Raw genomic sequence first — 16,046 nt, forward strand, 5'->3', positions numbered from 1 at the left:
GCACTTCGCTGTGGTGGGGTAGGAGAGGAAGGTCTTTCGGCTGCGCCTCAGGATGACAGACTTAGAATTATACATTCTCAAAAACCATCCAGGCCCCGTAGCCCACGCAAAGGCCCGACGAGAGCAGGATGCTCCCAAACTTCAGGGCCCGGTTAATTTTCATGCGCCGGGTAAAGGGAATACTGCACAGGCCGGCCACCACGAACATGCCCAGAATCGAGCCCAGCCCGAAGACCAGCATGTAGAGAATACCGGGCAGGGGCCGGCGGATTTCGCTCATCACCAGTAGCACCAGCGCCCCGCTGCCGGCCAGGCCGTGCAGCAGCCCCACGGTGTAGGCCAACCGGTGCTGGTAGCGGGCCGGGCGCACGTTCACCGGCTTATTCCAGCCCACCAGCCGGCTCACGCCCATGGCCACGAGCAGCACGCCCACGGCCGCTTCAAAGTAGCCCGATGTCAGAAACGTGACCCGGCTGAGCAGGATGACGGAGCCCACCAGCACCAGCATCGTGGTGTGGCCCAGGCCCCAGTATATTCCGTCGCGCAGGGCCTCGGCCGTCGTCTCCCGCCGCGACACCAGATTGCCCACGGCCAACAGATGATCCGGCTCGAAGGCATGGCCCAGGCCGGCCACCGAAGCAAACATAATCGGGACTAAAGCTTCCATTCCGAGCAGCGCATACCAAATGCTTGAGCCCTCAATATAGAAGGTAGGCGGGCTTAGCACCGCCGGAATCGAATATTTCCTTGAAAAAAGTTGTTACAAGCAAGCCCACCACCCGCGCCGGCGCTAGCTGAAAACGGATTCGTGGGTAGGAGCGGGTTTCAATTGGCGCGGGCCTTGGTTCAACTAGTCGGGGCCGCCGTTGGCATGGTCACAGAACCCATTCGGCCAAAAAACTCCTGCGCTTGCCGACTTCTCCATTTCTTGCATAGTTGCTTGTTATTGTAGTGCCTAGTATGTCCGACCTAACCTCTTCCGCTGCTACCCCTTCCCTCGCCGATTTTGCCCAGGCCCAGGCGCGTATTGCGCAGCTCGAACAGGCTTTACAGCAAGCCCATGAGGCTAAAAAGGTTGCGGATGAGCGTATGGCCTACTACGCCAACTACCTCACCGAAGGCGTGGTGCTGCTCAACGCGGAAGGCCGGGTGCTGCTGCTGAATGAGCCGTTCTGCGAGTTCTTTGGCGTTTCGGCCCCCGCCCGCCAGTGGCTGCAGCGCCCCGTGGCCGAGCTCAGCGCCGAAATTACCCTGTGCTGCGACCAGACCCAGCAGCTGGTTCGGGAGTTTGAGGCCGTGGTGCAAAGTGGGCAGCCGGCCTACGGCAAGCTGGTGCGCCTGACCAACGGTCGGGTTCTGGACCGCGACGTAGTGCCGCTGCAGGCCCTGGAGGTGGGCTCGACCAACGTGCTGCTGCGCTACCGCGACGTGACCGGCCAGCACCATGCCGCTGCCGAGCTGCAGGCCATGTCGCGCATTCCGGAGCAAAATCCTAACCCGGTGCTGCGCTTCCGCAAGAGCGGCGAGGTGCTGTTTGCCAACGCGGCCCTGCGCGAGCTGCGCGACGCCCTCGACGCCGACAGTCTGGCCCGGGTCTGGCAGTCTTTGCTCGACGCGGCGGCGCAGGCTCTAGCGGCCAAAACGCCCCAAACCCTGGAAGTAGCCTTTGGTGCGCGCCTGTTCCGGGTCAAGGCCATGCCCTTCGCGGCCGAGGAATACACCAATCTGTATCTGCAGGAAATCACCGAGCAGCGGGAAGTGGAGCTGCAAATGGCCAAGCAGCGGCAGTTCTACGAAACGATTCTGGACGAGCTGCCCGTGGAAGTGGTAATGCTCGACGCCCAGCAGCGCTACCTCTACGCCAACCCTTACGCCGTGCCGGCCACCGAAGCGCGCACCTGGCTGCTGGGCCACACCATCACCGAATTCTGCCAGCGCTACCAGTACCCAATGTCCTTGGCCGAGCAGCGCGTCCGCATGTTCGAAGAGGCGCGCCAGGACGATCAGCTCATTATCTGGGACGATATTACGCCCCACCCCGACGGCGTACGGTGCCACCAGCGCCACTTCAAAGCCATTGCCGGTCCGGATGGCACCTTGCAGTTTATGCTGGGCTACGGCCTCGATATCACCGACCGGGTAAAGGCCCAGCAGCAACTGCTCGACGAACAGAAATTTACCCAGCAGGTGCTGGATACTATTCCCAGCCTGATTTACGTGCGCGACGCGGCTGGCAACCTCGTGTTTCGCAACCACGCCATGCGCCAGCTGCAGGAGTTCAGATCCTACCGGGCCAAAGCGGCCCAGGATGTCAGCAGCGTGGTGGCCCGGGAAGAGCGCGAGTATACCGCCGCCGACGCCCACGTGCTGGCCACGGGAGAAGAAATCAAGAAGGAAGACCCCTACACGCTGCCTTCCGGGGAGCTGCTCTGGTTCCAGACAATTAAGCGCCCCCTGCGCCGCCCCGATGGCACTGTGGAAGTGCTGGGCATCAGCACCGATATTACCGACCTGAAAGCGGCCACCGAAGCCGCCGAAGCCGCTGCCAAAGCCCGGGAAAACTTCCTGGCCAACATGAGCCACGAGATTCGCACCCCGCTCAACGGGGTGTTGGGCATGGCCGGGCAGCTGGCCAAAACCCACCTCAACGAGCGGCAACAGGGGTTGCTGAAGGTGATCCGCTCCTCGGGCCAGCACCTGCTGGGTATCCTGAACGACGTGCTCGACATGGCCAAGATTACCTCCGGCAAGCTGGAGTTTGAGCAAACCGCCTTCAACCTTTGCGACTCGATGGGACAGGCCGTGGAGCCGCTGGCGCTGCTGGCCATGGAAAAAGGCCTGGAGTTCAAAGGCACGCCCCTGCGCGAGAGCTGCCCCAATTCCTGGGTGGTCGGCGACCCATTCCGTCTCAATCAGATCCTGATCAACCTGGTGTCCAACGCCGTGAAGTTCACCGAGCGGGGTACCATTACTGTGGGCGGCTACTACGTGGGCGAAACCGACACCCACCTGACCACCGAATTCCGCGTTACCGACACCGGCATTGGCATCGCCCCCGACAAAATTGACCGCATTTTCGAGGGCTTCACCCAGGCCTACGCCGATACCACCCGCCGCTTCGGCGGTACGGGCCTGGGCCTGAGCATCAGCCGGGTGCTGGTCGAAAAGCTGGGCGGCCTGCTCAAGGTGGAAAGTGAAGTGGGGCGCGGCAGCACCTTCTCGTTTGTTCTCACGCTGCCCAAAGCCGAAGCGCCCCGGGCTAAAAATGAAGACGTAGTGGATACTGGTTCCCTGGTTGGCCGCCGCATCCTGCTGGCGGAAGACAACGAAATCAACCGCGACGTGGCCCGCCTGATGCTGGAGGAATGGCAGGTGCAGGTCGACGAAGCCCCCGACGGACTGGTGGCCGTGGAGATGCATGCCGCTAACGTGTACGACGTAATTCTGATGGACATCCAGATGCCCCACATGAACGGGCTGGAAGCCACGGCCCGCATCCGCCAGCACCCCGACGCGGCCCGGGCCCAGGTGCCCATTCTGGCCCTAACGGCCAACGCCTTCCGCGCCGACAATGAGCTGTACCTGGCGGCCGGCATGAACGACTGCCTGGCCAAGCCTTTCGAGGAAGATGCCCTCTATCAGAAGCTCGTTGACCTGGTAGCCTCGGCGGCCCAGCCCGCGCGCAGCTACGATTTGACCAGCCTGCGCGAGCTGGCCCGGGGTAAGCAGACGTTTGTTGACAAGATCATTCGCTCCTTCCTGCGCAACATTCCCGAAACCGTGCAGGAACTGCGCCTGGCCGCCGGCGACGGCAACTGGACCCGCGTAGCCGAGCTGGTGCACCACATCAAGCCCAACCTGGTGCAGCTGGGGGTGGAAGGCGTGGATGAAGCCGTAAAGCGGCTCGAACAGGCCCGCCACGGCATTGGTGGCTCCGAAACCCGCATGGCCGCCATTGCCCACCTCACCACCCGCCTCGACCGGGTAGTGCAGGAATTGCCCGCGGAACTCAGTTCGGAAGACGCCTAAGGCATCCGAACTGAGTTCCGCTAGAGGCTGCGCAGCTTGCGGAAAAACTCTTCCTGGTAAGATTTCCCCACCGGAATTTCATGGTCGCCGAGCAGCAGTTGATTGTCTTCCACGGCCTCGATGCGCTTGGTATTGACGATAAAGGAGCGGTGCACCCGCACAAAATGGCTGAAGGGCAGCCGGTCCTCCAGGGCTTTGAGGGTGATGTACACAATGTGCTTGTGCTTGGGCGTCACAAACACCGAATACGTCGACATAGCCTCGATGTATAATACATCATTGAAATCGAGCTTAACGAGCTTATTGTTCACCTTGACGAACAGCTCGGAGCCCTCGGTAGCGCTAGTGCCTTCAGGCTGGGCCGGGGCGGCCGTAGCAGCACGCTGGGCCAGCACCCGGGCTACTGCTTTGCTGAAGCGGCCATAATCGACGGGCTTGACCAGATAATCGGCTACGGCCAGTTCGAAGGCGGCCACGGCAAAATCGGCGTGGGTCGTAACCAGAACTACCTCGGGCTGAGGGTCAGGCAGGGCCCGCACCAAGTCCAGGCCACTGAGCAGGGGCATCTCGATATCCAGAAACAGCAGGTCGATGGCAGTGCCGCTGCGGAGCAGGTTCAGGGCTTGCACCGCATCGGGCAGGGAGGCCACCAGTTCCAGGGCATCGGTCATTTCCACGAAATGCTCGAGCGTGAGGCGGTTGATTTCGTTATCGTCGACAACCAGGCAGCGCAGACGAGCGGGGGAGGTAGGCATGGGGCGTACTAGGGAAGAGGAAAAAGAGCGGGGCAAGGAAACGTCGGCCGTTGGCATCGGCTACCCCGTCGTTCGGAAAGCTTAGCGTACTGTTGAGCTAAAAGGTCCGCGTCGAAAGGGGGTACAATCTACGTTTGCATCGTTCAGTTTCACAACAACTTCTCGCTAACCTTTTCCTCTCGCCCGATGAAAAACGTACTGCACCTGTTGACTGGATTTACCCTTGCCACATTTAGTACGGTTCCAGCCCTGGCAACCCCCGGCCCGGCCTTGTCTTTGACGGCGTCGGGCGGGCAGAACCCCACCGCCGACCAGAGCTGCCAGGTGCGGGCCTTGCAGCTCTCGTGCTACTACGCTTCGGCCCTGCGCCTGAGCATAAGTCAGGCGGCGGCCGTAAAGCAGGCTACCACCCAGGAACTGGAGCAACTCAGCCAACTGAACGAAGCCATTACGGCCCCGAACCCCGCCAAAGCCCCGGCCTTTACCACTGAGCAAGTACAGCAGCAGTACGACGCGGCCATGCTGCAAATTCTGACGCCGGGTCAGTACAGCGCTTTTCACCTGCTACAGGAGCGGCAGGCCGGGCAGATGCTGCAACTGTCCGGCCACGTGGCCCGCAAGTAAGGGAATGCGGCCCGCTGGTCTTGCCCCAAGCCAGCCCGGGCGCGAAGTAGCTACAGGCTGGTACGCGCTTTTCTTAGTCTGGCCGCAAGGCGGAGCCGGCCGGCTTGAGGGTTGAGTAGCAGGTGCTAAGAATAGAAAAAGTAGTTTTTATTAATCTTTTTCAGTAATCTTAGGGGCTGTTTTTATCAACCCGAGCCCATGAAATACCTGGCTGCATTTTCGCTCATGCTGGCCCTTGCCGGCCCCGTAGTAGCACAGTCGGGCAAGGCTGGGCACGTTCTGGAACAGCGCCGGGCAACCTTGGGCACCGATGTCCGCAAGTTTCGCCACCTGGTGCCCGAGCGGGTAGAGGCTAGCACCCAAACCGTGTACTACACCAGCAAGCGGGAAAATCTGCAGGTTGGAGCCTACACCGTCACCGGGATTAGCTACGGTTTCTACAAGGACAAGCTTTGCTCCATTGAGTTGCGCGTGATGGGCGACAACAACTGCAAGGGCATTCACAACCTGCTCTTGTCGGAGTACGGCCCCAGCCAGCGGGTAGCGGCCAAAAGTGAGAACTGGACCGACCCCCAGGTAACGCTGCGCTACACGGAGGTCCCCCAGGGCTTTGCTACCATCGTACTGGCCAGCAAAACCCTGATGGAGCAGCGCCTGGCTGAAAGCAAGCTGCCCGCTTACCACAGCGCCTAATTTTTTCTGGTTCGACCACAATTCAAAAAGGAACCCAGCTGGGTTCCTTTTTTGGTGTCTGGCCTATTTCAGGCTGTGGAATTTGCGCTGCATGATTTCCTGAACCGGCACATTCTCAATCTTGCTTTCCAGCCAGGAAATAATGTCGAGGTAGAGGAAGGGGCGCCGCTCGAAGGGCTGGCCGGCAATGCGCATAAGCTGTTCCTTGAGTTGGACAAAAGCATCTTTGAGCTCGTCGGGGGCAATGTCGCCGACGCGGCGCAGGAACTGGAAGATGGCCACTTGCATCTGCTGCTGGTCATTCATCTTGCCCAAAAAGCGGTACACCGACTTAATCTGATACTCCAGGGCTTCGTCGCGGCCGGCTTCGTAGTGGGCAATCAGGTTGAGGATGCGGGCAAAGCACTGAATATCCTCGCGCAGGCTCACGTCGCGAAACTGGATGATTTTAGTTAGGTACTCAATGGCCTTGTCGTTGTTGCCGCTGCCGAAATACAGGCTGGCAATCTTGTAGTAGAACACCAGGCGGCGGTGGGAGTCGAGCTGGAGCTGAAACCGGTCGAGGTTGTCGAGCAGGTCGGGAATCAGGTTCAGGCCCGCCGTGAAGCGGCCCTGCAGGAAGTAGGCATTGATACGGTTGGTATAAATGTAGAGGAAGAGCAGCATCTCCGTGTTGGGGTTGGTGCGGCGCTCGGGGTCGGCGGCAAAGGCCTCCAGGGTTTCCAGTACTTCAATGAACTTACTGAAATAAAGCAGGTTGTAGAGCGAAATCAGCAGGTTGTGCAGGCCCTTGAGATAGAGCATGGTTTGCTGCTCCTTCATCGAGGGGTTGTGCTCAAACAAGTCCACCCACTTCTGGGCGTAGCGGAAGCAGGCCGGAAAATTCTGGGTGATGGTATGGTACCAGACGTGGGCCTGGTAATAGTACAGCTGCTCGTAAAACCCAGCCTGCTGGAGGTCGACCACCGGTAGGGCCTCGTGGAAGTAGGCCGTGATGTTGTCGTAGTCTTCCTGGTTGCGCACGTGCCCGATCTTGAGGTAGAGCCCGTACATGCGCAGGGCCACGTTGGACAGCTCGTGCAGCTGGGCCACGTGCCCGGCCGTGTCGGAGGCTTCGGCCGAGAGCACCTCGGCCCGGCCCCGCAGGCTGCGCGTGATGTACTGGGCCTCGATAAGCTTCTCAAAATCCAGGGCCAGCAGGGTAATGTGGGGCATTTCGGCCTGCTGGGCGCTTTGCTTCACCTTCTCCAGCATTTTGAGGCTCTGCTGGTAGAGGCCGCGGTTGTAAAGCACCCGGGCGTAGTCGAGCTGCTCGTGGAGCTGAATGTCCAGGTTCTGGCCCGAGTGGTACATGCGTAGGCTGGAGAGCAGCTGCTTGTAGAGGTTGGCCTTGAGGTTGGCGACTTGCACTTTTTTGATGGCCGGTACCTGGGCCAGCACCCGTTCCTCGTCGTAAGCCGCCTGCCCGTCGAGGGCGTCGAAGAGCTGCAGAAACTTCAGCCCTTCGTTGGAGCCCTGGCGGTTGGTAAACAGCCGAAAGTGCCGCTTTTCGGAGCGGGTCAGGGACTTAATTAACTGAAAAACCGGGTCAATGCTTTCGTTAGGCATTGTAGTGTGCTGTTTGGTAAGATGTTGTTTGTTAAATAGTTATAGATATAAAAGCTGTAATTGGAAATAGTGGTTATCCGCCATATTGTTTTTCGTAAGCACCAAAGGCACTAGTACTTGCGGACAGCTTCGGGCTTTCACCGGCGACTTCCGGGCAAGTTACAACCGCTTCTGACTTTGGCTACCCGCCGCGGAAAAGTTCGGGGCGAAGCTGCTAACCAAACCGGCAACCGCCACCACGTATTGCCCTGCCTCCGGGCTTGCCGACCGCCAATTTAAACCAAACCAAGTGGATAGTTGGGCTACGCTTCACCTGCATCATCCTCACTGTCCATTCGCCTGCTCCCATGTGCCTCACCTCGCTACTCGTCACAAAGGTCATTATTCCGCCGCCGCTGGGCTGAAGGAATTGCTGCTGTTTGCCTCAAACGAGCCTTTCTAAGCCCCGCGCTCAGGAAGGCTTTTTTACTGCCATTACTTCTAAACGCTTCCACTCTAACGCCACCGTTTATGTATTTCACCAGTAACACCGTCGCCTTCCTGGATGGTGAGTTTGTGCCGGCCAGCGAGGCCACCTGCGGCGCCTACGCCCAATCGTTGCACTACGGCTACGCCGTTTTTGAGGGAATCCGGGCCTATAACACGCCGCAAGGCTCCCAGATTTTCAAGGCTCGGGAGCATTACGAGCGGTTTCACTATTCCTGCCAGGCCATTGGGCTGCCGCTGAACTACTCGGTGGAAGAGCTAACCCAGATCAGCTACCAGCTGCTGGAAAAGAACGGGCTGACCGACGCCTACATCCGGCCGCTGGCCTACGCGGCCACACCCAACATGAGCCTGAAGCACGCCACGACCGGCAACCTGCTGATGGCCGTCTGGGAGTGGGGCAAGTACCTCGGCGACCAAAGCCTGCGCCTGACCATCTCGCCCTACGAGCGGCCCAACCCCAAGGCCGTGCCGATTGAGGCTAAAGTGGCGGGCCACTACGTCAACTCCATCATTGCCAGCTCCGAAGCCAAGGGGCGGGGCTACGATGAAGCCCTGCTGCTGGACATGAACGGCTACGTGGCCGAAGGACCGGGGGCCAACTTCTTCTTCGAGAAAAACGGGGAGCTCTACACTGCCCCGGCCGGCAGCATCCTGCGCGGTATCACCCGCAACACCATCATCGACCTGGCCCGCGAAGCCGGCATTACGGTGCACGAGCAGTTCTTCACGCCGGCCGAGTTGCAAGGGGCCGAAGGCGCCTTCATGACGGGCACTGCGGCCGAGGTTATCGGCGTCTCGTCGGTGGATGAGGTAGTTTTCGAAAAGCCCTACGCCGAAACCCTGGGCGCTCAGTTGGCCAGCCGCTACCACGCCCTGGTAACCGGCGTGTTGGTCCCGGCGTAGGGGCGCGCCGCCCGCGCCCGGCCATTGCAACGGCCGCCTAACTGCTAAAACAAACAGCTTAAACGCCCCGGGCGCGTGCAACGCGCCCCTGCCTGATGAACAAATACAGCCGCATTTATACTCAGGACGACAGTTTGCCCGCTTCCCAGGCCATGCTCATTGGCTCGGGGTTGTCGGAGGCCGATTTGCGCAAGCCCTTCGTGGGCATCTGCTCCACCGGCTTCGACGGCAATACCTGCAACATGCACCTCAACGGCCTGGCCGACCACGTGAAGGCAGGAGTGCAGACGGCTGGCCTGGTGGGGCTGCGGTTTAACACGATTGGCGTGTCGGACGGTATTACCAACGGCACGCCGGGTATGCGCTACTCGTTGGTGTCGCGCGAAATCATTGCCGACTCCATCGAGGCCATGGCCGGGGCCCACAACTACGATGCCCTGGCCTGCGTGGTGGGCTGCGACAAAAACATGCCCGGCTCCCTGATGGCCCTGGCCCGGCTCAACCGACCCGGGCTGATGGTGTACGGCGGCACGATTAAAGGTGGCTCGTTTAAAGGCCAGCAGCTAAACATCGTGTCCTGCTTCGAGGCCTACGGCAAAAAGTTGCAGAACAACATTTCCGACGAGGATTACCGCGGTATCATTCAGCACGCCTGTCCGGGCCCCGGGGCCTGCGGGGGCATGTACACGGCCAATACCATGGCTTCGGCGGCCGAGGTGCTAGGCATGTCGGTGCCTTTTTCATCCTCGGCGCCGGCCGTGAGTGAGCAGAAGCGGCAGGAGTGCCTGCGCACCGGCGAATACCTGCTGCGGCTGTTGGAAATGGACCTCAAGCCCCGGGACATAATGGTGCGCGAAGCCTTCGAAAACGCCATGGTGCTTATCACGGCACTAGGCGGCTCCACCAACGCCGTTATTCACCTGCTGGCCATTGCCGACGCGGCCGGCGTGAAGCTCACGCTGCAGGACTTTCAGAACGTGAGCAACCGGGTGCCCATGCTGGCCGACCTCAAGCCCAGCGGCAAGTACCTGATGGAGGATTTGTCGGCCCTGGGTGGGGTGCCGGCGGTGATGAAAACGTTGCTCAACGAAGGCCTGCTGACCGGCAACCTACCGACGGTAACGGGCAAAACCCTGGCTGAAAACCTGGCCGGAATTGCGGCCCTGGGTGAGGAGCAGGATTTGCTGCGGCCGTTTTCCAACCCCATCAAAGCCGACGGCCACATCCAGATTCTCTACGGCAACCTGGCCCCCGAGGGCGCAGTGGCCAAAATCACCGGCAAGGAAGGCACCCGCTTCGAGGGCCCGGCCAGCGTGTTCGACTCGGAAGAAGAGCTAAACGAAGGCTTAAAGGGAATTGAGCCCGGCCAAGTCGTCATTATCCGCTACGTGGGGCCCAAGGGCGGGCCGGGCATGCCCGAAATGCTCAAGCCGACCTCGGCCATCATCGGGGCCGGACTGGGCGACAAGGTGGCTTTGGTAACCGACGGCCGCTTTTCGGGCGGCACCCACGGCTTCGTTATCGGCCACGTAAGCCCCGAGGCCTACGACGGTGGCCCTATTGCCCTGGTCCGCAACGGTGACCAGGTGGTGCTCGACGCGGCCAACAACACCATGAATATACTGGTGGACGAGGTCGAGCTGGCCGCCCGCCGCGCCCAGTGGACGCCGCCGGCCGTGAATGCGCCCCGGGGCGTGCTGCGCAAATACATCCGCACCGTGGGCTCGGCCAGTACCGGGTGCATCACCGATTCGTGAGGCCAGTCAAACGCAAGCTTATGTTGACTCAGGAAAAAACAACCCAGCTGGCCCCGGAAACGGCTCTGCCAACCATGTCGGGCGCGGAAATGACCCTGCGCGCCCTGCTGGCCGAAGGCGTCGATACGATTTTTGGCTACCCCGGCGGTGCCATTATCCCGATTTACGACGCGCTGTACGACTTCGCCGGGCAGCTCAACCACGTACTGGTGCGCCACGAGCAGGGCGGTATTCACGCGGCCCAGGGCTACGCCCGGGCCTCGGGCAAGGTCGGCGTCGTGTTTGCCACTAGCGGCCCGGGCGCTACCAACCTCGTCACCGGCCTGGCCGATGCCCAGATTGACAGCACCCCGCTGGTGTGCATCACCGGGCAGGTGTTTGCCCATCTGCTCGGCACCGATGCTTTTCAGGAAACCGACATCATCAATATCACCACGCCGGTTACGAAGTGGAATTTTCAGGTTACGGAGGCTAGTCAGCTGCCCGAGGCCCTGGCCAAGGCCTTCTACCTGGCCCGCAGCGGCCGGCCCGGCCCGGTCCTGATTGACATTACCAAAAACGCCCAGCTGCAGCAGTTTGACTTTCCGGAGTACAAACCCTGCACCCACATCCGCAGCTACCGGCCCGCGCCCATCGTGCGGCCCGAGTACGTGGCCCAGGCCGCGGCTTTAATCAACCAGGCGAAGCGCCCGTTTGTGCTCTGGGGACAGGGCGTGACGCTGGGCCGGGCCGAAAATGAATTCCGCGCCTTTATCGAAAAAAGCGGCATTCCGGCGGCCTGGACCATTCTCGGGGCCGGAGCCCTGCCCACCGACCACCCGCTGAACGTGGGCATGCTGGGCATGCACGGCAACTACGGCCCTAACGTGTTGACCAACGAGTGCGACGTGCTCATTGCCATCGGCATGCGCTTCGACGACCGGGTCACGGGCCGCCTCGACAAGTACGCCAAGCAGGCCCAGGTCATTCACCTCGACATTGACCCCACCGAAATCGACAAGAACGTGGCGGCCACCGTGCCCGTGTGGGGTGACTGCAAGGAAACCCTGCCGCTGCTCACCGAGCTGGTCGAAGCCAAAACTCACCCCGAGTGGCGGCAGCGCTTCGAGCAGTACCAAGCCGAGGAAGTAGCCGCCGTTATCCAGGACGAGCTGTTTCCGACCTCGGATGAGCTGACGATGGGCGAAGTTATCCAGCTGCTCAATGAGCTGACCCAGGGCGAGGCCATCGTGGTAACCGACGTGGGCCAGCACCAGATGGTGGCCTGCCGCTACGCCAAGTTCAACCATGCCCGTAGCAACATCACCAGCGGCGGGCTGGGCACCATGGGCTTTGCGCTGCCGGCCGCCATCGGCGCTAAGTTTGGCCGCCCCGACCGGCCCGTGGTAGCCATCATCGGCGACGGCGGCATCCAGATGACCATTCAGGAGCTGGGCACCATTATGCAAACCGGCGTCGAGGTGAAAATCATCATTCTCAACAACCAGTTTCTGGGCATGGTGCGGCAGTGGCAGGAGCTGTTTCACGAGCGGCGCTATTCCTTCGTCAACATTGCCAGCCCCGACTACGTGACCGTCGCCAGCGGCTACAGCATTGCTGGCAAGCGGGTGGCGGAGCGGCCGGAGCTGCGCAGCTCCCTGCAGGAAATGCTGCAGCACCCCGGCTCTTTCCTGCTGGAAGTCATGGTGACCAAGGAAAACAACATCTTCCCCATGGTGCCCCAGGGCTGTAGCGTAAGCGAAATCCGCCTGCGCTGAGTAGTGAAATTGTGAAAGGTGAAGTTGCGAAAGTAGTATCGGCTATTTCGTTGTCCACCATTCACTTTCGAGGATTTCACAAGTTCATCCATCACAACTTCACTTTTATGAGTGAGCACCCTATCGAGCGGCAGGAATACAACATCACGGCCTATACCGAGAACCAGATTGGCTTGCTTAACCGCATTGCCATCATCTTCTCACGCCGCAAGCTCAACGTGGAGAGCCTGAACACTTCCCCCTCGGAAATCGAGGGAATTCACCGCTTCAACATCGTGATTCACGAGACGGAAGACGTGGTGCGCAAGATTGCCAAGCAGATCGAAAAGCAGGTGGAAGTGCTCAAGGTGTACTACAACACCAACCAGGAGGTAATCTGGCAGGAAATGGCCCTCTACAAAGTGCCCACCGACGTCATTGCCGAAAAAGCCTCCGTGGAGCGCCTGCTGCGGGAGCACGGCGCCCGGGCCGTGGTCATCCGCAAGGACTACACCGTGTTTGAAACCACCGGCCACCGCGAGGAAACCGACACGCTCATCAAAGTGCTGCAGCCCTACGGTCTGATTGAGTTCGTGCGCTCGGCCCGCATTGCCATCATCAAGCACAGCGACGGCTTCAACCGCAAGCTGCGCGAGTTTGAGCGCACCGAGCCCGGCTCGGAAGTCGTGGAAAACGAGTTTCTCAACCGCCGCGACGAGGTGTTCGAGATGTAGAAAAGCCTACCGCTTCGCCTGTCATCCTGAGCAAAGCGAAGGACCTTCCTCTGATAAGTGACAAAGACTTATTAAACGTGATAAAGCTCTTTTTCCGCTCCACGCAAAGGTCTTCAGCACATTGAATTAACTGCAGTGGGGTAGGCAGGGAAGGTCCTTCGAAAGCGCAGGATGACAGGTTAAACAACGGCCGCGTCCATCCGCCTCAGAAAATCAACTCAACAATCATCCATCAACCCCCAACAATCACCATCATGGCAATCATTAACTTTGGCGGCGTAGACGAAACTGTCATCACCCGCGACGAGTATCCGCTGTTCAAGGCCCAGGCCTACCTCAAGGACGAAGTCATTGCCGTGATTGGGTACGGGGTGCAGGGTCCGGGGCAGGCGCTGAACCTGCGCGACAATGGCTTCAACGTCATCATCGGCCAGCGTCAGGACTCACCGTCCTGGGAAAAGGCCCTGCAAGACGGCTGGGTGGAAGGCGAAACCCTGTTTTCCATCGAGGAAGCCGCTGAGCGTGGTACCATCATTGCCAACTTGCTTTCGGATGCCGGCCAGATTGCGCTGTGGCCCACGCTGAAAGCACACCTGACGCCGGGCAAAACGCTGTACTTCTCCCACGGCTTTGGCATCACCTTCAACGACCAGACCAACATCATCCCGCCCGCCGATGTGGACGTGATTCTGGTAGCGCCCAAGGGCAGCGGCACGAGCTTGCGCCGCTTGTATGTGCAGGGTGGCGGGCTGAATTCGTCGTACGCCGTCTTTCAGGACGCTACCGGCGAGGCCCTGGAAAAGGCCATTGCCCTGGGCATCGGGGTGGGCTCGGGCTACTTGTTCGAAACCGACTTCAAGCGCGAAGTATACTCCGATTTGACCGGGGAGCGGGGCGTGCTCATGGGCGCCTTGGCCGGCATCATCGAGGCTCAGTACCAAGTGCTGCGTCAGCGCGGCCACTCGCCCTCCGAGGCCTTCAACGAAACCGTGGAAGAGCTGACCCAGAGCCTGGTGCCCCTGGTGGGCGAAAACGGCATGGACTGGATGTTCAGCAACTGCTCGGTGACGGCCCAGCGCGGCGCCCTCGATTGGAAGGGCCGCTTCCGCGAAGCTACGCTGCCGGTGTTGAATGAATTGTACGACAGCGTGGCCTCGGGCAAGGAAGCCGAGCGTACCATCCAGCGCGGCTCCACGCCCAATTACCGCCAGGAGCTGGAAGTGGAATTGAAGGAAGTGCGGGACTCGGAGCTGTGGCAGACGGGCGCCACCGTGCGCCAGCTTCGCTCCCTGAAGAAAACCGCCGAAGCCGATGCCTAGCGACACACTAGCCCCTTCAGCCCCCGTGGTGCGGCTCCCGAATGTGGAGCAGGCCGCCCGCAATTTGCAGGGCGTGATTTACGAAACCCTGCTCCAGCAGAATCTGGGCCTCTCGGCCGCCTATGGCGCGGCGGTGTACCTGAAGCGGGAAGACTTGCAGGTGGTGCGCTCCTACAAAATCCGGGGCGCCTACCACAAGATTTCCCAACTGGCCCGGGAGCAGCACCCGCCGCAGGTAGTGTGCGCCAGCGCCGGCAACCACGCCCAGGGCGTGGCCTACGCCTGCCAGCTGCTGGGGCTGAAGGGCTATATTTTCATGCCGGCCAACACCCCGGCCCAGAAGGTGAGCAAAGTGCGGCTGTTCGGGCAGGCGCAGGTGGAAGTTGTCCTGACCGGTAACACATTTGACGACACGTTTCAGGCTGCCCGGCAGTTTTGCGACGAGCAAGGCAGCGCCTTTGTGCATCCCTTCGATGATCTGGCCATTATCGAAGGCCAGGCCACGGTCGGGCTGGAAATCCTGAAAGCCGCGCCCCAGGCCATTGATTACCTGTTTATGCCCATTGGCGGGGGCGGCTTGGCTTCGGGCGTGGGGAGCGTGTTCCGGCAATTGAGCCCGAAAACCAAGCTCATCGGCGTGCAGCCGCTGGGTGCGCCTTCCATGCAGCAGGCCATTCAAACCGGCCGGCGGCAGGCCCTAACGCACATCGAAAGCTTCGTGGACGGCGCCGCAGTAAAGTGTCCCGGGGCCCTGACTTTCGAGCTGTGCCGGGAGCTGCTCGACGACGTGGTGCTGGTGCCCGAAGGTCAGGTCTGCGAAGACTTGCTCAAGATGTACAACGAGGAAGGCATTGTGCTCGAGCCGGCCGGCACGCTCAGCATCTCGGCCCTGCGGCAGTTTGCCGACGAAATCCGGGGTAAAACGGTGGTGTGCGTGCTCAGCGGCAGCAACAACGACATTACCCGCATGGAGGACATCAAGGAGCGGGCCATGCGTCACCAGGGTCTGAAACACTATTTCATGGTGACCTTCAACCAGCGCCCCGGAGCCCTGCGCCGCTTCGTGACCCAGGTGCTGCACCCCGACGACGACATCATTCACTTCCAGTACATCAAGAAAAACAACAAGGAAAAGGGCCCGGTTTTCGTCGGCATCGAAGTCAAAAAGCCCCACGAAATTGAGGGAATCCAGCAACGGATGGAGCAGGAAGGCTTCGCTTACGAGTACCTGAACGGCAAGCAGGATTTCTTGAGTCTGCTGGTGTAGGCAGAACGTATCAGCACGTCATGTCGAGCCAAACGGGGCATTTCGCAGGCCGACGTTATGGGAAATAGAACAAGGCATAAGAACGTCATGCTGAGCCATGCGAAGCATCTCTACCGCGGTGGTAACGCTAAT

General features: G+C 60.4%; 12 protein-coding genes. 9 read left to right on the forward strand and 3 right to left on the reverse strand.

Going from position 1 to position 16,046, the window contains the following annotated elements:
* Positions 1-67: 67 nt before the first annotated feature.
* The gene (locus CLV45_RS16165) at positions 68-667 is read right to left on the reverse strand and encodes an urease accessory protein (protein WP_157807583.1); all 600 of its coding nucleotides are present in this window, start codon (positions 665-667) and stop codon (positions 68-70) included.
* A gap of 293 nt (positions 668-960) precedes the next feature.
* Here CLV45_RS16165 and CLV45_RS16170 point away from each other — a divergent pair, with 293 nt between their 5' ends.
* Entirely contained in the window at positions 961-4,029 is a 3,069-nt protein-coding gene (locus CLV45_RS16170; RefSeq protein ID WP_100337494.1) for an ATP-binding protein, read from the forward strand.
* Between the two features lie 20 nt (positions 4,030-4,049).
* On the opposite strand, the gene CLV45_RS16175 is transcribed toward CLV45_RS16170, so the two are convergent.
* On the reverse strand, positions 4,050-4,784 hold the full coding sequence (locus CLV45_RS16175) for a LytR/AlgR family response regulator transcription factor (protein ID WP_170061876.1): 735 nt from the start codon (positions 4,782-4,784) through the stop codon (positions 4,050-4,052).
* A gap of 186 nt (positions 4,785-4,970) precedes the next feature.
* On the opposite strand from CLV45_RS16175, the gene CLV45_RS16180 reads away from it, so the two are divergent.
* Both CLV45_RS16180 and CLV45_RS16185 read left to right on the forward strand, forming a co-directional pair.
* Complete coding sequence (locus CLV45_RS16180; RefSeq protein ID WP_100337496.1) at positions 4,971-5,408, forward strand: hypothetical protein; 438 nt, start codon at positions 4,971-4,973, stop codon at positions 5,406-5,408.
* Between the two features lie 198 nt (positions 5,409-5,606).
* Entirely contained in the window at positions 5,607-6,101 is a 495-nt protein-coding gene (locus tag CLV45_RS16185; protein ID WP_100337497.1) for a hypothetical protein, read from the forward strand.
* A gap of 63 nt (positions 6,102-6,164) precedes the next feature.
* Here CLV45_RS16185 and CLV45_RS16190 read toward each other — a convergent pair whose 3' ends face one another.
* Positions 6,165-7,709, reverse strand: a complete 1,545-nt coding sequence (locus CLV45_RS16190; protein WP_100337498.1) for a hypothetical protein — start codon at positions 7,707-7,709, stop codon at positions 6,165-6,167.
* A gap of 510 nt (positions 7,710-8,219) precedes the next feature.
* Here CLV45_RS16190 and CLV45_RS16195 point away from each other — a divergent pair.
* The 6 genes from CLV45_RS16195 to ilvA all read left to right on the forward strand — a co-directional run bounded on the left by CLV45_RS16195 (position 8,220) and on the right by ilvA (position 15,914).
* Entirely contained in the window at positions 8,220-9,101 is an 882-nt protein-coding gene (locus CLV45_RS16195) for a branched-chain amino acid transaminase (protein WP_100337499.1), read from the forward strand.
* A 95-nt stretch (positions 9,102-9,196) separates the two neighbouring features.
* Positions 9,197-10,858: a dihydroxy-acid dehydratase gene (ilvD, locus tag CLV45_RS16200; RefSeq protein ID WP_100337500.1), complete on the forward strand. Its 1,662-nt coding sequence runs from the start codon at positions 9,197-9,199 to the stop codon at positions 10,856-10,858.
* A 20-nt stretch (positions 10,859-10,878) separates the two neighbouring features.
* Positions 10,879-12,615: a biosynthetic-type acetolactate synthase large subunit gene (gene ilvB, locus CLV45_RS16205; RefSeq protein ID WP_100337501.1), complete on the forward strand. Its 1,737-nt coding sequence runs from the start codon at positions 10,879-10,881 to the stop codon at positions 12,613-12,615.
* Between the two features lie 107 nt (positions 12,616-12,722).
* Positions 12,723-13,328 (forward strand): acetolactate synthase small subunit, encoded by a 606-nt coding sequence (gene ilvN, locus CLV45_RS16210; RefSeq protein WP_100337502.1) that lies wholly within the window; start codon positions 12,723-12,725, stop codon positions 13,326-13,328.
* A gap of 254 nt (positions 13,329-13,582) precedes the next feature.
* Positions 13,583-14,647: a ketol-acid reductoisomerase gene (gene ilvC / locus CLV45_RS16215; RefSeq protein WP_100337503.1), complete on the forward strand. Its 1,065-nt coding sequence runs from the start codon at positions 13,583-13,585 to the stop codon at positions 14,645-14,647.
* Positions 14,640-15,914, forward strand: coding sequence for a threonine ammonia-lyase IlvA (ilvA, locus tag CLV45_RS16220; RefSeq protein ID WP_100337504.1), 1,275 nt, complete (start codon positions 14,640-14,642; stop codon positions 15,912-15,914). The genes ilvC and ilvA overlap by 8 nt, the downstream gene beginning before the upstream one ends.
* The last annotated feature ends 132 nt before the right edge of the window (positions 15,915-16,046 follow it).

The sequence above is a fragment of the Hymenobacter chitinivorans DSM 11115 genome (assembly GCF_002797555.1).
Lineage (GTDB): Bacteria > Bacteroidota > Bacteroidia > Cytophagales > Hymenobacteraceae > Hymenobacter > Hymenobacter chitinivorans.

Bases quoted from the DNA above. Each gene is read 5' to 3' on its own strand.
- CLV45_RS16195 (WP_100337499.1), top strand. From the start codon at position 8,220: ATGTATTTCACCAGTAACACCGTCGCCTTCCTGGATGGTGAGTTTGTG.
- CLV45_RS16180 (WP_100337496.1), top strand. From the start codon at position 4,971: ATGAAAAACGTACTGCACCTGTTGACTGGATTTACCCTTGCCACATTT.
- CLV45_RS16165 (WP_157807583.1), bottom strand. From the start codon at position 667: ATGGAAGCTTTAGTCCCGATTATGTTTGCTTCGGTGGCCGGCCTGGGC.
- CLV45_RS16190 (WP_100337498.1), bottom strand. From the start codon at position 7,709: ATGCCTAACGAAAGCATTGACCCGGTTTTTCAGTTAATTAAGTCCCTG.
- CLV45_RS16170 (WP_100337494.1), top strand. From the start codon at position 961: ATGTCCGACCTAACCTCTTCCGCTGCTACCCCTTCCCTCGCCGATTTT.
- ilvA (WP_100337504.1), top strand. From the start codon at position 14,640: ATGCCTAGCGACACACTAGCCCCTTCAGCCCCCGTGGTGCGGCTCCCG.
- ilvD (WP_100337500.1), top strand. From the start codon at position 9,197: ATGAACAAATACAGCCGCATTTATACTCAGGACGACAGTTTGCCCGCT.
- ilvN (WP_100337502.1), top strand. From the start codon at position 12,723: ATGAGTGAGCACCCTATCGAGCGGCAGGAATACAACATCACGGCCTAT.
- CLV45_RS16175 (WP_170061876.1), bottom strand. From the start codon at position 4,784: ATGCCTACCTCCCCCGCTCGTCTGCGCTGCCTGGTTGTCGACGATAAC.
- ilvB (WP_100337501.1), top strand. From the start codon at position 10,879: ATGTTGACTCAGGAAAAAACAACCCAGCTGGCCCCGGAAACGGCTCTG.
- ilvC (WP_100337503.1), top strand. From the start codon at position 13,583: ATGGCAATCATTAACTTTGGCGGCGTAGACGAAACTGTCATCACCCGC.
- CLV45_RS16185 (WP_100337497.1), top strand. From the start codon at position 5,607: ATGAAATACCTGGCTGCATTTTCGCTCATGCTGGCCCTTGCCGGCCCC.